Here is a 16,720-nt window from a genome sequence, read left to right as displayed (position 1 = left end):
CCGATCGTCGCTCCGGGAAGAATCGGCTGCGCGGTAGCACGATGCGATATAGCACGGCTGCTCACGCCTCGCCTGCCTCGGCGACCGGCTCTTCACCAACGGTTTGCGCCAGCACCTCATCGCGCCGCGCCGCGCGCCATGCCGTCAGCTTCTCCCGCAACGCATCATCGGTCGTCGCAAGAATCTGCGCCGCCAGCAGGCCCGCATTCGCCGCGCCCGCCGCACCGATCGCCAGCGTTCCCACAGGAACACCCTTCGGCATCTGCACGATGCTCAGCAGCGAGTCCATCCCCTGCAGCGCCGTCGCCGGAATCGGAACGCCGAGCACCGGAACCACGGTCTTCGCCGCGACCATGCCCGGCAGATGAGCCGCGCCGCCGGCACCGGCGATGATCACGCGCAGCCCGCGCGCAGCGGCAGTCTGCGCATACTCGAACAGAAGATCGGGCGTGCGATGCGCCGAGACCACACGCACCTCGTGCGGCACTCCAAACTCCGTCAGCATCTCGACGGCGCCGCGCATCACCGCATAGTCATTGCGGCTACCCATGATCACTCCAACCAGCGGTGAGGCGTCCATACGCTGATTATAGTTGTCAGTTGTCAGTTGTCAGTTGTCAGTTGGAAAGACTCCAACAACCAACAACCAACAACCTGAAACCTGCAACTGACAACCTGTAACAGTCTTCACTTCGCCCAGACGCTCGCGTTCAGGCACTCCACCATGCCGTCGATGATCGCGCTCAGCCCCGCCGTGAAGCGGTCGGCATCGGCGATGTGCTTGTTGCTCACGGCATCCGTGATGTTGATCGCCGCGCCGACGATCTCCACCGCCGCCTTCCTCTTCACGTCGCCATTGCCCGCACCGAAGATCGCTCCGTGCCGTGAATAACGCCCGGCAGAAACGCCAGCCCGCGCAGAAATACCTTCAGAAAATCCATCTCATCTCTCCCTCGAAGTCTTGGTTGTCATTCCGACCGGAGCGGGTGAAGCCGCGCAGTGGAGGAACCTGCTTCTCCACCGCCACCGCCCCGCCCCGCTACCGCCTGAAAAAATCAATCGCCAGGTGAGCCAGCGTCACCAGCGCGCCCACAGCCGCGGTGAATCCTTCACCCGCTGCACGCTCCGCTCATGCCGCTCCACGCGTTCTTCAATCTGCGTAAGTCTCCCCACCTGGCCGATCCCCTAGAACCTGCCCCTCAAACTCAGTCATCATCCCACTCCCCACCTCTGCGCGATCATGAGCTGACCGGCAGGTTCGTAAACACAGCACCAGGTCGGGGTTCGTTCCCGGCCCAAACGCCCAGTCTCTGCGCCGCACCTCGAAGCCTCCGCCCGCAGGCGGATCCGCGCCGGCGTCGATCTCGAGAGCCGAGCCCGTCGTACTTACCACCGCGAGCGCAGGCAGGTTCGCCAACACGCTCGCAGGCGTGGCGGCGGCCGTCTGCGGCAGCAGAGCATCGGCCGCGACGGTGTCGGAGAGCGTCAGCCCCAGCCCCTCCGACCAGCCGTTCGCAAAGCCCACGCGATAGCGCACCAGCTCCGGCCGCGCATGACCATCCTCGATCGTCACCGAGCGAACCAACACCTTCAGGTGACTGTCCGGAGAGGCATCACTCCCCCACAAAAACGGGGAGTAAGGAATAGGGAGTAGGAGTAGAAGGCCACTCCTTATTCCATATTCCCTACTCCCTCGAAAAACAGGAGCAGGGTGCAGAGCGCAGCAAGATGACTTGCTATTCCCTACTCCCTCCTCCCTGCCGTTTACATCTCCCAGTGGCAGCCGCTCACCGCCTTGGGATTCGGAACATCCCGCAGGGTCAGGGTGCCGTTGGCCGGAACCGTCACTGTGGTTCCGAAGGCCAGGCCGTTGATCAGCTGGTTGGCATTCAACGGCGCGACGTTCACGGTGTACGCCGACTGAGGATTGTTGATCCGGTAGACGGCGCCGCTCTGCCCGGTGCAGTCCGGCAGCGTCAGAGTGCCGGCTCCGGTCAGTCCCGACAGGCTGATCGATCCATCTCCCGCCGCCATGCTGTAGGGCAGCGTAGTGACAGAGCGCGGATTCGTATCGTTATAGCCGAACGTGTAGTTCAGCGCGTTGCTGGCTGCATTGGCCAGCAGCTGCTGTCCCGCTGTCGTGGGATGAGTCCCGTCGGTGTTGAAGTACGTCGTGTTGGCGTAGGCTCCGTCGGCTCCCAGCAGCGGGTTCGCCGCGAAGTCGATGATGCCGTCGGCTCCCACCTGTCTTGCACGGCCCAGGATGAGCGTGTCGTACGTGTTCTTGTCGCTGTCGACCGTGGCCCCGGAGGGGTCAAGACCGATGCGCGAGAGCATCGTTCCAACGAACACCTTGCAGCCTGCCTGCTTCAGCGTTTGAATCTCGCCGACGAGTGCCGAGAACGTCGTCGTCGTCGATGATCCGCCGGTCAGGTCGTTGGTTCCGGCGAAGACGACGGCGACGGACGGGCCATAGTTGGAGAGGCATCGCATCCCCACGCGATTCGACTCCGACCCGTTGATCTCCTGCATCTGGATGCCGGATATTCCCCAGTTCGTTGTTGTGTACGTCGGTTGGTTGGTCAGCGTCAGCAGCGAGGGCCAGGGCGATGAGGCTCCCTGACCGAACGTGATGGAGTCGCCGATTGCGTGTAGCTGCGGCGAGGCCGCCACGATGGGCTGCGACGTTACCATGACGCCGCGGATAGCTACTTCGTTACGAATCGCGGTGCTTATGGTCTGTACGTCGCTTGCGGCGAGCTCCGTCGGATACGTTCGCAGCCGGTAGAAGATGCCGTTCAATCCCGAGCCTGTCCACGGGCTGATGTTGCTGGACCCGAGGAAGAGATTGCCGGTCGTCTGCGCTCCTGCCGAAGCTCCCTGCATCGTGTAGGAAGGTACCTCGGCGCCATCGATATAGATGTGGTCCAGTGATCCGCCGCCCGTGCCCAGCGTCACCGCGAGCACATGAAAGCCGGAGATGACATTTCCCACCGATGTGCGTGGGCTGTTGTTGATGTAGAGCCGGGGAGAGTAGGCGTGTTGGATCACATTCCCGCCGTCGAACAACTCATACATATAGTTGAAGCCGTTGCCGCCCTGGCTGCTGGAGACCATTACGGGGAATCCGTTGGACGGCTGGCTTCCTGCAGTCAGCGGGTTGATGTAGACCGCCATGAAGAACGTGCGCGTGTTGTTGAGCGCGGCCGGAAGCGAGACTCCCTGCGAGGTGGCGAACTTGAGCCCCGTCGAAGTCCACGCCGGTGCAGCCGAGCCGGACGACAGCGTCGCGTCATCGCCGTTCGCGGTGCTGTCGGTGACGGTAGTGCCTGCGCCCTCGAGGAAGCTGTAGTCTGCGGTTGCGCCGGGAAGCAGCGTCGAACCAGCGCTTCCGCCGACCCCACCGGTTCCGCCGGAGCCGGAGACTCCGCCAGCCGGAACGGCCCACGTACCATCCTCGCGCAGGAAGCGTGTGGTTCCGGTAGTCGCGCCGGGATCAGGCACTGCACCCTGCGCGTGCGAGGCTCCCGAGGCGTGGAAGACCGGAAGCTGCGATGCACTGACGGCGCCGTTCAGCGTGGTCGCGTTGACCGTACCCGCGTTGATGGTGCCCGCGGTGAAGCCCTGCGGCGAGAAGGTGTATCCCGTTCCGCGCAGAACCATGCTCAGCGAGCTGGTGGTCGGCTGGAAGGCGATCGTGTCGGTTGCCACGCTCGAGTCCAGCTCGAAAAGGTTGTAGCTCGAGTTCCACTTTCCGCAGCCGTGCGAGTTGCAGTGAATCGTGAAGACGCTCTGCTCGCCGGCATCGATGATCATCGAGCGCAGCCACACACCCTTGGCCACGTAGGCCGCGGCAGGAGCGCTGTGCGTTCCTCCGTTGCCGAAGTAGTTGGAGGCGGCCGCGCTGTTGGTCACGGTCCAGCCGATCAGGCCGGGGCCGTTGTTTCCCTCGTACTGCATTCCGGCCTGTTGAGCCGAGGTCGGACGCGGCACGTACTGGCTGACGTACTCCAGATCGGGGCCTACCTTTTCCTGGTAGTAGTGCGGCTCTTCCACGGGATCGTTCGCGGCCCACGTAACGGTGTTCGGCGCAAGGGTCATGGTTCCGTCGACCAGCTTGGTCGCCGGGTTCATGACGCTGAGCACCTCGGCCATCGGATACAGCGCGTACCGTCCTGTCAACACGGAGATCGTTCCCCCGCTGCTGGTGCTGTTCGCTCCGCTCTGCGTGTAGGTCAGGGTATTGGGCCCGGTGGTCGTCACGACGAAGCTTCCGTTGTAGCTCGCGTCGGTAACCCCGGCGATGTTCATCGTCAGCCCGTTGACGTCAACAGGCAGGTTTCCGGCGGTCGTCACGGTAACGGTGTTGCCGTTGCGAACCGCTGAGGTGATGGCGGCCGACAGGTTCACGAAGGCAGACGTATTGTTCATCAATCCGACGATCGCGGTTGCGCCGCCGGCGTAGTAGAGCCCCGTGGACGAGTACGATCCCAACACCGGGAAGACCTGGCGGATTCTGCCGACGGTGTCGACCGTCTGCTCAAGACCGTAGCCGCACAGTCCTCCGATGGCCACGGTCGCCTGCGCCGCATGGGCGCGGTTGAGGGTAAATTGCAGGTGCGTTCCATCGACGACGGTGTAGTTCGCCATCTCGTAGACTTCGACGCCGTTCACCGCGGCCGTCGGATCGGCGAGGCAGGCGACGCCGCTCGACGCAGGCGCCGCAACCGTGTTGGAGGCGAACCCTGAAGGCAGGCCGGTGGTGGCAATCGCAACCGTCACCGTACCCGGCGCCACATCGTGCGCCTGCGAAGGAACCGCCTGCGCGATGCGGAAGAAGGTGCTCACCGGAAAGCTGGTTCCGCTGAAGGCCGCTGAGGCATTGGGGCCGCTCGTCCCTTGCCCGATCAGCCTTCCTGCAGTCAGGACCTTCGCAGGGTTGGTGTTGATGAGATAACGGCCGTCGCCCTGCGTTCCGGGGTCGGTGATGGGCGATACCGTGAGACTGGTGGAGCCGGTGCTGCAGCCGGAGGCGCAGGTCCCAGTAAAGAGGCGCGAGTCCTCGCGGATCTGCAGGTCGAATGGATGCGCGCCCTCGTCGGCGTTGTCGCGAAATCCTCCCGAGGCGAGAAGGAACTGCGATCCGATCAGGCAGTCGCCGACGCCGAAGCAGTCGGTCTCGGTTGGAGCCAGCACGTGTTGTCCCTGCGTGTTGTAGAGGCCGTTCAACATCAGGGCGCTGTAACCCGTCTTGAAGTAGGGAACGGTCGTATCGACGTTTTCCGGGAAGTGATTGGAACCTCCGGCCAGTCCCTGGTGGAAGATCATCATTCCAACAGAAGCGGGAGTGCCTGAACCGGTAAGTTGATGCACCGTTGCTCCGCCACGGGTGGACGTAACGGTGACGACCTCGCCCGCCTCGGTGCCGGGAGTAATCGCGCTCTCCGGATCCTTGAAGCTGTCGCGTCGCTGTCCCAGCCGCAGGTCTTCGACATGCGTCTGACTGTTCCACTGCGAAGGCGTGTAGCCCTCCGTGCGGCCGTAGGTGGGCTCCGCCTTCACATCGCAACCGCTTGCGCAGTCAGAGGACGAGACTGCGTTCGCGATTCCGTTGTCGCCGCGCGCGTCCTGGTACTGGCTGGCGTACTCCACGCCGTTCAGCCGGTTCACTTCAAGATTGGTTCCGGCTGGCTGCGCGACCGTCTGTGTCGTGAAAGGCAGCGTGGCAACCTTCTGGCCGAGTCCGCTGGCCAGTGCGTTCACGCTTAGATCCACGTAGCTCTTCGTGGCGGCCTGCGCGGGCGCGGTCGGATCGCCGGAGAGCACCAGCGGGCCGGTCATCGTATCGCCCTGCTTCAGGACGTACGGGTTCGTGGTGTCGAGCGGATGCCCGGCGACGGCCGCGGCGATCGCGGTATCGACGTAGCTCTTGCTCACCGTCTGCATCGCCACCGAGGTTGGGAGCACGGCACTGCGCACAGCGCTGAGGTGCACCGGCGACTGGCTCGCCGGAATCACCCAGTACTCGCGGCTCACGCTGCCATCGTCCAGGTGATACACCGCGGCGTAGTAGGTTCCCATGGGCCTCGCGCCCGCATTGGGAGCAAGCTGCACGCTCAGCACACCTCCGGCCGAAAGCGTGGCGGCGGTGCTTCCACTGGCGACGGTCTGGCCCGACGCGCTGGTAAACGCTGGCCAGTTGACGATCACCGATCCGCCTGCAGGCGTGCCATTCGCGCGATAAATCGTATCTATAACCTGTGTGGTTACAACCTGTGCCAGCGTGCCAACTGCCAGCACGGCAAGCATTCCAGGAACTGCCAGCAGGATCCCCACCAGCGTTCGTCCTCCACGCTTCCAACTCATCGTTATCCCCTCTCTCAACTCCCGCAAATCACACAACACGCGACGTCTCCGCCGCACAGGTCTCACGCAGGCAGATAGCTGCGGAAACAAAGAACCATCTCGCCATCGCTGGCATCGCGCACAGGCAGCGCTCGAAACGCTCCGGCGAGCCGGATGCGAGTGAGCGGCGCCGTCAAGGTCTCCGCGGCCTCGGCCGCGCTCTGCATGGCCTGAAGGCGCGGATAGTGGTAGATCACGCGGTCGCCTCGCTCGCCCCCCATAACGAAGAGCGCGGACCACTCCTGGAAGAAGCTTCCTCCTTCGCGATCGACGAACCCCACCATGCGGCTCACCTGCATTCCGGCCGCGGGAGCGCCGGCCAGCAATGGAGCTTCAAGCTGAAGTGCGTTATCGGCGATGCTTGCTACGCGGCCCACATTCAGTGAGACGCGCCGAATGTAGTTCAGGTCGCTGTTCACGTCCGCAGCGGAGCGAACGTAGGCTCCGCTGACGCCGGCGCCGACGAGATCGCCGATGAAGAATGCTGTTGCAGCACTGCCCACGTTCAGCGAGCTTGCGGTCGAGGCTGGTTGCAGTGGAATCGCAGTTGCGGACGTTCCTCCACTGCCGTTGGGCGCCGCGCCGCTCGTTGTCGCGAGCAGGTTCATCTGTTGCGAGCCGCTCGAGAGCGCCATCTGCCGCTTTCCCCAGCTTGCGAACTCGAGTTCGACGGTTGCTTCGACTTCAGTGCGCACCTGCGCGAAGGTCATCGCGGGAGCGCCGGATCGAAGCGCGGCAATCATGCTTCCCTTCGGTGCGCCGCTGCTGCGTTTGAAGCCTGAGCACCAGCCGAGGTCAATCCACGGCGCAGGCGGCGCGTCGAGAGCGAAGCGTCCTGTCTGTGCCGCGTCGAAGAGGCACGGCGTCTCTGTCGTGCGGTCCACGGGGGCGAAGTACGCCCTCACGCGCCGCGTTACCGGCGCCACAGCTCCCACTCCGTTCACAGCTCACCTGCTTCCTGGTAGCAGAAGACGTCGACCGTCGCCACCCGTTCCAGCCGCTCGTCCTTTGGCTGCGCGGACTGAAACGCTGCGTCGTTCCAAAAGACATTCGTCTGCATCGCCGCAGGCCCGGAGGCGGCGGTGTAGTTTGTCTTGACGGCGCGCTGCGGAACCTGGCTCAACGCGGCGGCCAGCTCGGCGTCCATTGCGGCAAGCAACCTTCCACGATCCATGCCGCCGTTTCCTGCATTTCCCGCGGTTGCGTAGCGGATCTCGCAGCGCATCGTTACCAGGGGAAGTGCGCCCTGCGCATCCATCTTGACGTCGGTCCATCGGAGGCGGAAGGCGTCGGGCTGGTCGTATGCGGAGACCAGCTCGTTCTCCTCCACAAGGATGCCTGGCCGCAACACACCCCGCACGACCACGAGGCGCGCGGGATTCAGCGCGGCGATGCGGTCCCGCAGCGTGATGTAAAACGTATCTTTTGCATGCTGCATAAATTCGTAACCCTTTCCGTAACAAAACGCCGCAGCGCAGGTTCTACAACGTGTCCGCGGTGGACTCGTGCAGCTGGAGACGGTAGCCACAGATCGCGTCGCCGGCCGTAAGCTCGGTTGCGGAGGTGATGGCGAGCAATGACTGATCGACGAGGACCCCGAAGGCCGAGGCAAACAGCGCCGCCGTCGAGGCGAAGTCGTGCGAGCCCGTGAGTGTTTCAATTGCGGTGGCGGAGACGAGCAGTTCGCGCCGTGCGGCCTTGCCCTCCGCGGTTCGCGCTGATGTTGCGCGAAAGACGACCGGCGCCAGCTCGACGTCCTGAAACTGCGGCACGGCGAGGCCAAGCTGCTCGGACGCGTCGCCAGCTATCGCGGGTGCGGGAATCCGCAGCATCACGGAGCGGGCGCCTGCGCCGCGCAGCAGAACAGAGGCCGCACGGCGCGCTGCCTCTGCGGCTCTTGAGAGATCAGCCATGGGCGTCACCCCAGCCTCTCTGCCACGTAGGGGCGAAGCAGCGCGAGCACCTGCGGGTCGAGCAGCGATCCCGAGAAGTACTCCATCTGTACGGTGTCGATGCGGCTGGTCTTGACGTTCAGCGCGGGCGTCGCCTGGGCGTTCTTCACGATCTGCGCGCAGGCAATCTTCACCGGCGACGGAATCGCGGAGAGACCGGAGGTATAGGTCACCTCGACCTCGTTGTAGTTGATCCCCAAAAGGTTCGCGGGGAAGGTAAGCTCGCCGGTCGCGAGGTTCACATCGACACTGGCGGGGTCGAGCGTCGACCAGCTTCCGGGCAGGCTGAAGGCCCATGCGACGTGATCACGGAAGGGTTCGTTCAACTCGCCGCGGCGGGGTCGGCCGTAGCGGGCGCGCACTTCGATCAGGCTCGAGGCCATCGCGATCCAGTCATCAGCGGCATCGGTGCTGAGACCGTACTGGACGTATTCGTTTGGCGATAGATAGGTCACTGGGGATCACCCCTCCTGGAAGGTTTTTGCCGCGCGCGGCGGGTTGGCTCCCGCGCGGCTGTTTGTACCTCAGGGGCTAAAGCCCCTTTTACTGCGGCTATTGCGGCACGGCTCAAGCCGTGCCCTTAAGCAAGACGGTTCGAGCTTCGCTCGAATGTCCCACTCATGACGCGATGAGACTGCGTCATGAATGGGGCACCCGTTCGTGCAGAACAGCCTGTCTTTAGCGGTCTACGAGCACCTGGTAGTGCGCGTAGTTGGCGCCCTTCACGACGAGTCCGCCGAACTTCACGACGACGTACTGCGAGGCGAGCGAGCCGGGGACGCCGAGCTGGAAGATGCGCGGGTTCGGATCGGAGAGCCAGTGGTACTTGATCATGTCCTCGGTGACGATGTAGGCGGGCAGCACAGCGGAGCCGGAGCCGGGCGTTCCGGTGTAGCTGAGCGTCCACTCGGGGATGAGCGGGAGCTCGCCGGCCTGCGTGGAGAGCGTCTTGACGGTGAGGCCAGCGGCGAGCTCCTTGGTGTTGAGGATGGCGTTGAATTCCTGCTTGGCCTCGCGATCGATCAGGTCGAGCAGCACGGGGTTGGCGTAGATGGCCGTCGGACGCACACCGAAGGAGGTGTTCGAGAGCATCTGCGCGACGGTGGACTTGAGGCCGTCGACGATGGACTGCACGGTGCCGATGGTGACGGTGTTGCCACCGGCGGCGATCTGTGCGGCTGCGCCGAAGTACTGCGCAGTCGTCGGCGAGCTGAGCGAGGTGTCGTTGCCGTTCCACAGCGCGACGTCGTGCGTGCGCAGGACGCCGTCGACGGTGTCGGCGAGGTCCTTGGCCTGCAGGTAGGCGAACTGCGACTGCTGCTGGCCGAGCTCCATGTCGAAGAGGTTGTAGTTGATCTGCGCGACGAGGGCCTTGAACGGAACGCTGCGCTCGACGCGGGTGGGCGTGACGAGCGGGGCGACGATGTTGCGCGGGTCTACGAATCCTGAAGACGCCGCAGGCGCCGGGATTGTGGTTTCTTCGAAGAAGCGCGAGGGGTGCCCGGTGGCCGGGACCTGCTTGATGCGCCGGCCGAAGATGCCGCGGCGCTGGACGAGATCGGTGATCTCGGTCTGGAAGGCGGGGACTTCGATGGCGCCAGGTCCGAGGAAGTCAGCGGCGGCGTGGATCTCAGTAAACTTCGGGTTCATTGTTCTCCCTTTCGATGAAGAAAGGCGCGGCTTGTGGCCGCGCCTTTGTGTTGGTGAAATTTTGGAGGTTTCTCCCGTGCGCTTATGGTCGATCAAGCAGCGTCAAAATACGGGGGTTCCTCGCGTTGCTCGGAATGACGGCCTTGAGGGGGCGTGCACTAAGAGCTAGCGCAGCAGGCCGGAGCGCATGAGCTGTGCCTTGACGGCGATGCGCTGCTCGAGGCTCAGGCTGCTCATTGCGGCGTCGAGCGCGCCTGCTTCGACGGAGTCGACCGTGACGCCCTGCTTGGCGAGCATGGTGGCCATGCCTGCGGGCAGAGTCTTGCGTAACTGTTGGGGGCACAGTTTTGTCGGACGCCGCCATTAGCTCGGCGATCTTCTTTTTGGGTGCGGCGGGCTTGCGTGCGGCAACGGCCCAGACGGCGGGAAGGACGACGACGGCGGCTGCACTCATCGCGCACCTCCTGCGGGAGCCTGGGTTTGATTGCAGCGGTTGAGGCGTGCGAGACCGGGTTTGCGGCCGGCACGGCTTTTGCCTCGGGGAGCGGGAAACTCCGAGAGGCGGAGAGCGCAGGAACGGCAGTAGACTCCATTGCTGGTTGCGCTGCGGAGCCAGAGGGAGCCGCAGCCTTCACATACTTTCAGATCCATTCGCAAATGCATCATGTTGTTCATCTCAGCCCGTGTTCTCCCTGGCGAGCCTTGGTTGTCAGCGATCGGAGTGGCTCGCCTGAGGTGGTTGGGGGTGCTTCGACGCCTGCTTTCTGGTCGAGCGGCGAATCGTCGGCACACAGTTGCGGTTCAATACGATATGGCGAGACCCATTGGGATAAAGTCGCTGCACCCTCCGGCCGTTTATGGCGGAGACCGGGAGCCCGAGGGCGCGCCGGGGTTTGGCCGGCGGGCCGACGGATTTTGTCTCCGTTGAAGAAACTGGAGGAAGTCCAGTGGTTATAGCTTTAGACAAATTCCCTGTCAACAGGGAAGATTTCCTCAGGTTTCATGTTGGGATAAAGCCATATTTTGTAGGGATTCCTGCATCATAATCTATTGCACATAGATACATATTCGCCTACTATTCGTCTTGCATAATGATATTTCCTATTTCCTTACATCCTTACAAAAGAGAGGGTTAGCGCAACTGAACTTTCAGGATCTTCATGAACTGTTGCGGCAGGAGCTCGTGCGCCGTATCGATCGCGGCGTAGTAACCGGCAGTCGGCTGGCCCAGAAGGCGGGGTTTCAACAGGCGCATATCTCGAACTTCCTGAACCGGAAGCGGGCGCTGTCGCTCGAGGGACTGGACCGCGTGATGGAGGCTCAGGGGCTGACGGTGGAGCAGATTCTGCCGGTGGACCTGGCGGCTGGTGCGGCTTCGGAAGAGGAGGCAATTGATCCCGTTGAAGCGGTGCCGATTGTGTCGCCGTCGGCGGCGATCGACGACGCGAAGATCGCGGGCGCGGCGGTGATCGAGACGCTGCCGGTGGTCGGGGCGCGGCTCAGGGAGAATCGCGCGAAGCCTGCTCCGCGGCGGACGCAGTGGGAGAGGTTTGTGGCGGTGCGGGTGGATGCGCAACAGGCGTCGGCGATGGCTCCGGTGCTGGCGGTGGGGGCGCTGGCTGTCATTGACCGGCACTACAACTCGCTGGCGCCGTATCGGGCGAATCAGCCGAATATCTATGCGGTGCGGTCGGGGTCGATGCTGATGTTGCGGTATGTGGACTTCGACGACCGGCACCTGATTCTGCGGCCGTTTCTGCGGGAGTTTCCGGTGCAGCTGATTGGGCTGCGGGAGGGGGAGTCTCCGTCGGATTACATTGTGGGGCGGGTTTGTTTGGTGGTGGCGGAGGTTTGAGGATGCACCTTGTCGGTCACATAGGGGCATGAGACGATGCGGGACAGTCATGTATACGCCGCTCAAATGGTCGCTGGGTTTTCTTGCGGTCTTCTTAGTCGGATGTTGGGTGGCCGCACGTAACCCCATGGGCTCCTGTCCATCGACTCCGGCGGTGTTTGGCCTTTTTCTTTGTCTACTGGGTCCTGCGGGAACAGTGATTCCATCGCTCTATTGGATTAACGGGCGAGCCTGGCATTGGCGTAAGGGCGACCCATTTCGGCCGGTTCAGCCGTCTCTCGTCGAAACGGAGCGGCCATGATGAAGGTCAGGGAGATTGTGCTCACGGTCGTGGGATGGTTCGCTATCGTGTTGGCATTGTGGGCAGCACTGGCGATCATAAGCACTTGGTTTCTGGTTCCCGACGATCATAGACTCACGCCTGCGGGCAACCTAAAGATTAGGGTCGAATATTCTGCGGCCTTTGCCGTATGCGTTGCGGTGTTTGTCTCGTCCGGATCATGGGCCTTCGAGAAAGCGCGGCAATGCAGATTGAACCTGAGCAAGATTTCAACTGACCGCTAGCGGCGAATCACACCAAAAGGCTTCTCGCTGACAGCTTGGTAAACTTGAAGGATGCTCGGAAAGCTTTATGCGAAGTGGATGTACGCCTGGGAGACGGCGTTGACCACTCGCGATACGAATCGCGTTGTGCGGTCCCTGGAGTGGGGTGAGGATTGGCTTGGCGAGTTCCTTCCTGGGGCTGGGTTGCGTCATGAAACCGCAGATCCTTCGACTTCGCCCCTGTGGGGCTTCGCTCAGGATGACACGGATCGCGAGGGAAACGTTGAGCGTGGCGATGGCTTCGTGCGCATGGTTGCGTTGAATGAGTCGATTGTGGCGCGGGCGGATGAGTTTTTTGGGTATGAGACGCCTTCGGATTTTCGCTTGGAGCATCGGCATCCGCTGCTGTTTCCTACGAATGTGAGGCCGGAGACTCTGGCGCAGGATGCGGAGTTTCGGCGGCAGGCCGAGGTGGGCGAGGCTTCGACGGCGGAGTTTCTGCGGTTTACCTCGCCGGTGCGGACGCGGTATCCGGAGAACGATGTCGTGAATGCGCGGTGGTATCCGGCGGAGCATTCAACAGGAAAGGCAAAGGCGGCCAGGCGGGCGGGTAAGCCGAAGCAGGCGATGATCGTGATGCCGCAGTGGAATGCGGATGCGTTCAGCCACAACGCGCTTTGCACGCTGTTCAACCGGTTTGGCGTATCGGCGCTGCGGCTGTCGAAGCCTTATCACGACATACGGCGACCTGCGGAGCTGGAGCGGTCGGACTATGCGGTGAGCTCGAATATTGGACGGACGATCGCGGCTTGCCAGCAGGCGGTGGTGGATATTCGCAGCTGCATCGACTGGTTGGCCGCGCAGGGCTACGAGCAGTTCGGCGTGCTGGGGACGAGCCTGGGGAGCCTGTATGCGTTTATCGCGGCGGCCTTCGATCCGCGGATTCGTGTGTGCGCGTTCAACCATGCTTCGACGTGGTTCGGCGATGTGGTTTGGACGGGGCAGAGCACGCGGCATATTCGCGCGTCCTTTGAGCGGGAAGGGTTGTCGCAGGCCGACGTGAGGAAGATCTTTACGTCGATCAGTCCGATGTCGTACATGGAGCGCTTTGCGGCGCATCCGAAGCGCGTGCTGGTGGTGCATGCGACGTACGACCTGACGTTCATCCGCAAGTTCTCGCTGGATGTGCTTGCGAACTTCGATCGCGTGGGGGTCGACTATGTCTCGAAGGTGCTGCCGTGCGGGCACTACACGACGGGCGAGACTCCGTACCAGTACATGGATGGCTGGTTCCTGGGGTCGTTCGTGTATCAGGCGTTCAAGCGGCTGGCTGAGGAGGGAGTCGCAATGGGCAATGCAAACCGCAGGTCCTTCGACTCCGTGGCTCGCTAGCGCGAGCCACTTCGCTCAGGATGACACGTCGATTGTGGGTTCGCTCAGGATGACACGTCGATGATGGGATGACAGTCACGATGCCACTTTGATTTCGGCGCGGCTACGTGAGGTGCGTGAGGCGCGAGGGCGGCGGCACGGCCTCGTTGGTGCCCTCCTGGGCTCGGGCGAGCAGGGCCATGGTGCGCGACAGTGGCAGTCCCATCACGTTGAAGTAGCAGCCTTCGATGCGGGGAATCCAGCGGGCGGCGTAGCCCTGAATCCCGTAGGCACCGGCCTTGTCCATCGGCTCGCCGCTCATCAGGTAGTGGACCAGCTCCTCCTCGTCGATGAGGTCGAAGAAGACCTGCGTGATCTCGACCTCGCTGACCATTCCGCGCGCGGAGACGGCGGCGATTCCGGTGAGCACCTGGTGGGTGCGGCCGGAGAGCTGCTCGAGCATGCGGCGCGCATCGGCCCGATCGGCGGGCTTGCCGAGCATGTTGCCGTCGAGGACGACAGCGGTGTCGGCTCCGAGCACGAGGATCGGGTCGCTCGCGCCGTCGTCGTTGCTGCGATGACGCTCCCAGACGGCCTGCGCCTTTTCGACTGCGAGCCGCTGGACGTATTTGGCGGGGGTCTCGCCGGGCTGGGGCTGCTCGTCGATCTCGGCGGCCTCGACCGTAAAGTCGAGTCCTGCCTGCTCGAGCAGCTGGCGGCGGCGTGGAGAGGATGAGGCGAGAATCAGCATGTGAGTTGAGGGTATCGGGTGAGGGATTCCGCCGGCAAGATGGTGCGTGTGCCGGCAGCTTTGTCACAAAATTCTGCATGCGTCTGCATGTTTCTAGAGTACCTTCAGTTTCGCTGCTAGTTCATCCCCGGAGCGTACCGTGAAGAAGCTGATTGTTGGTGCAGCCGCTAGTATCGTCCTTATGTCCTCGATTGTCTATGCGCAACAGCCGCCGCTTATCGACCGACAGCTCTTCTTTGGCGAGGTTCAGATTGCGGGAGCGCAGATCTCGCCCGACGGGCAGTGGATCTCGTTCCTGAAGCCGTACAAGGGAGTACGCAACATCTGGGTGAAGAAGGCCGGCGAGCCTTTCGACAAGGCGCGGCCGCTGAGCGGAGAGAAGACCAGGCCGGTGGGCGGCTACTTCTGGTCGCGCAACTCGAAGTACGTTCTCTACTCGCAGGACAACGCGGGCGACGAGAACTTCAATGTGTATGCAATCGATCCTACTGCACCTGCGGACGAGAAGACCGGGCTTCCGGTAACGCGCGCGCTCACGGACCTCAAGGGCATACGCACGATAATCTACGCGGCTCCCAAGGCAAAACCTGACCTCCTGTACATCGGGCTGAACGACCGGGACAAGCGCTGGCACGATCTGTATGAGCTGCATCTCTCGACCGGCGAGAAGAAGCTGGTGCGCCAGAACACGGAGCGCATCTCGGGCTGGGACTTCGACAACAACGGCGATCTTCGGCTGGCGGCGCGGACCAACCAAGCCGGTGACACGGAGATCCTCAGCGTGGCCACCGATGGCTTCAAGCAGATCTACAGCTGCAATGTGCTGGAGCAATGCTTCGCTGTGGCGTTCACGCCGGACAACAAGCTGGCCTACCTGATCACGAATAAGGGCGCGCTGAACTTTATCGAGCTGCAGACGATCGATCCGGCAAGTGGAGCGACGACGAAGGTGGAAAGCGATCCGGAAGGCCGCGTCGATCTGCAGGGCCTGGTGACGTCGCGACTGGATCACCGGATTCTGTTCACCCTCTACGAGGATGACCGTGCGCGGCTGTACTTCCACGACAAGGAGTTCGAGAAGGAGTACCACTGGCTGCAGTCGAAACTGCCGGGCAAGGAGATCGCGCTGGGCTCGCCCTCGGACGATGAGAACACCTGGATTCTGAACGCCTACAACGATCGTGAGCCGGGCGAGACCTACATGTGGGATCGCAAGGCAAAGACACTGGCGCTGCAGTTCCGCATCCGCGAGGAGATTCCCCGTAATGCGCTTTCGGAGATGAAGCCGTATCACTACAAATCCTCGGACGGGCTGGACATTCCAGCATACCTGACGCTGCCGAAGGGGCTGCCGACGAAGAACCTTCCCCTGATTGTCTTTCCTCACGGCGGACCGTGGGGCCGCGACTCGTTCCGCTACGACACCTTCGCGCAGTATCTTGCCAATCGTGGATATGCGGTGCTGCAGCCAAACTTCCGCGCGTCGACGGGCTACGGGAAGAAGTTTCTCAACGCAGGCAATGGCGAGTGGGGCCGCAAGATGCAGGACGACCTGACCTGGGGCGTCAAGGCGCTGGTCGCGGATGGCACCGCCGATCCCAAGCGCGTTGGAATCGCGGGCGGATCGTACGGCGGCTATGCGACGTTGGCGGGCGTGGCGTTTACGCCGGACCTGTATGCGGCGGCCTTCGCGATCGTCGCGCCTTCGAACCTGATCACGCTGCTGGATGCGATTCCGCCGTACTGGGAGGCGCAACGCAAGCAGATGTACACACGCATGGCCGACCCGAATACTCCGGCGGGCAAGGAGTTGCTGATAGCAGAGTCTCCGCTGACGAAGGCGAAGGCGATTGTGACACCGCTGGTCGTGGTGCAGGGCAAGAACGATCCGCGGGTGAACATCCGCGAGAGCAACCAGATTGTGGCGGCGGTCCGAGACAACGGCAAGCCGGTGGAGTACCTGGTTGCGCCGGACGAGGGACACGGGTTTGCGCGTCCCATCAACAACCTTGCCATGGTGACGACGATGGAGGCGTTTTTCGCGAAATATCTCAGCGGACGCTACCAGCAGGACGTTCCGGCGGATGTTGCGGAGCGGTTAAAGGTTCTGATCGTGGATCCGAAGACGGTGAACGGCGATGTGACGCTGAAGGGTTCGCCGGCCGAGGCGATCAAGTAGCGCGATGGCGCGCG

Annotated in this window: 15 protein-coding genes; 4 read left to right on the top strand and 11 right to left on the bottom strand. The window is 62.8% G+C overall.

Going from position 1 to position 16,720, the window contains the following annotated elements; translation table 11 throughout:
* Window positions 1-61 precede the first annotated feature (61 nt).
* The 10 genes from purE to Q363_RS39975 all read right to left on the bottom strand — a co-directional run bounded on the left by purE (window position 62) and on the right by Q363_RS39975 (window position 10,313).
* Window positions 62-550, bottom strand: a complete 489-nt coding sequence (gene purE, locus Q363_RS01405) for a 5-(carboxyamino)imidazole ribonucleotide mutase (RefSeq protein ID WP_425387619.1) — start codon at window positions 548-550, stop codon at window positions 62-64.
* A gap of 137 nt (window positions 551-687) precedes the next feature.
* On the bottom strand, window positions 688-831 hold the full coding sequence (locus Q363_RS43610; protein ID WP_245631975.1) for a hypothetical protein: 144 nt from the start codon (window positions 829-831) through the stop codon (window positions 688-690).
* A 319-nt stretch (window positions 832-1,150) separates the two neighbouring features.
* Window positions 1,151-1,588 carry a hypothetical protein gene (locus Q363_RS01395; RefSeq protein ID WP_157466460.1) on the bottom strand — a complete coding sequence of 146 codons (438 nt, stop codon included), beginning with the start codon at window positions 1,586-1,588 and terminating at the stop codon, window positions 1,151-1,153.
* A 176-nt stretch (window positions 1,589-1,764) separates the two neighbouring features.
* Entirely contained in the window at window positions 1,765-6,366 is a 4,602-nt protein-coding gene (locus tag Q363_RS01390) for an SGNH/GDSL hydrolase family protein (RefSeq protein ID WP_035347238.1), read from the bottom strand.
* A 62-nt stretch (window positions 6,367-6,428) separates the two neighbouring features.
* Entirely contained in the window at window positions 6,429-7,349 is a 921-nt protein-coding gene (locus Q363_RS01385) for a hypothetical protein (protein WP_245631974.1), read from the bottom strand.
* Window positions 7,346-7,843 carry a hypothetical protein gene (locus Q363_RS01380; protein ID WP_035347236.1) on the bottom strand — a complete coding sequence of 166 codons (498 nt, stop codon included), beginning with the start codon at window positions 7,841-7,843 and terminating at the stop codon, window positions 7,346-7,348. The genes Q363_RS01385 and Q363_RS01380 overlap by 4 nt, the downstream gene beginning before the upstream one ends.
* A gap of 43 nt (window positions 7,844-7,886) precedes the next feature.
* A complete protein-coding gene (locus Q363_RS01375; protein WP_157466459.1) occupies window positions 7,887-8,318 on the bottom strand; it encodes a hypothetical protein in 432 nt (143 codons plus the stop codon).
* Between the two features lie 5 nt (window positions 8,319-8,323).
* Complete coding sequence (locus Q363_RS01370; RefSeq protein WP_035347233.1) at window positions 8,324-8,812, bottom strand: hypothetical protein; 489 nt, start codon at window positions 8,810-8,812, stop codon at window positions 8,324-8,326.
* Window positions 8,813-9,035: 223 nt separating this feature from the next.
* On the bottom strand, window positions 9,036-10,007 hold the full coding sequence (locus Q363_RS01365; RefSeq protein WP_035347232.1) for a hypothetical protein: 972 nt from the start codon (window positions 10,005-10,007) through the stop codon (window positions 9,036-9,038).
* A gap of 165 nt (window positions 10,008-10,172) precedes the next feature.
* The gene (locus Q363_RS39975) at window positions 10,173-10,313 is read right to left on the bottom strand and encodes a hypothetical protein (protein WP_157466458.1); all 141 of its coding nucleotides are present in this window, start codon (window positions 10,311-10,313) and stop codon (window positions 10,173-10,175) included.
* An 877-nt stretch (window positions 10,314-11,190) separates the two neighbouring features.
* Here Q363_RS39975 and Q363_RS01355 point away from each other — a divergent pair.
* The 3 genes from Q363_RS01355 to Q363_RS01345 all read left to right on the top strand — a co-directional run bounded on the left by Q363_RS01355 (window position 11,191) and on the right by Q363_RS01345 (window position 13,797).
* Window positions 11,191-11,862 (top strand): helix-turn-helix domain-containing protein, encoded by a 672-nt coding sequence (locus Q363_RS01355; RefSeq protein WP_157466456.1) that lies wholly within the window; start codon window positions 11,191-11,193, stop codon window positions 11,860-11,862.
* Between the two features lie 297 nt (window positions 11,863-12,159).
* Entirely contained in the window at window positions 12,160-12,426 is a 267-nt protein-coding gene (locus tag Q363_RS01350; RefSeq protein WP_035347227.1) for a hypothetical protein, read from the top strand.
* Window positions 12,427-12,477: 51 nt separating this feature from the next.
* Window positions 12,478-13,797 carry an alpha/beta hydrolase family protein gene (locus tag Q363_RS01345; protein WP_035347225.1) on the top strand — a complete coding sequence of 440 codons (1,320 nt, stop codon included), beginning with the start codon at window positions 12,478-12,480 and terminating at the stop codon, window positions 13,795-13,797.
* 103 nt (window positions 13,798-13,900) lie between these two features.
* Here the strand turns inward: Q363_RS01345 and Q363_RS01340 are convergent, their stop codons facing one another.
* Window positions 13,901-14,527 carry a Maf family protein gene (locus Q363_RS01340; RefSeq protein WP_211256097.1) on the bottom strand — a complete coding sequence of 209 codons (627 nt, stop codon included), beginning with the start codon at window positions 14,525-14,527 and terminating at the stop codon, window positions 13,901-13,903.
* A gap of 139 nt (window positions 14,528-14,666) precedes the next feature.
* Between Q363_RS01340 and Q363_RS01335 the strand changes: the two genes are divergently transcribed.
* Complete coding sequence (locus Q363_RS01335; RefSeq protein WP_035347224.1) at window positions 14,667-16,706, top strand: S9 family peptidase; 2,040 nt, start codon at window positions 14,667-14,669, stop codon at window positions 16,704-16,706.
* The last annotated feature ends 14 nt before the right edge of the window (window positions 16,707-16,720 follow it).

This window comes from Edaphobacter aggregans DSM 19364 (genome assembly GCF_000745965.1).
GTDB classification, from domain to species: Bacteria; Acidobacteriota; Terriglobia; order Terriglobales; family Acidobacteriaceae; genus Edaphobacter; species Edaphobacter aggregans.
This window is presented reverse-complemented; position numbering and strand designations above follow the sequence as displayed.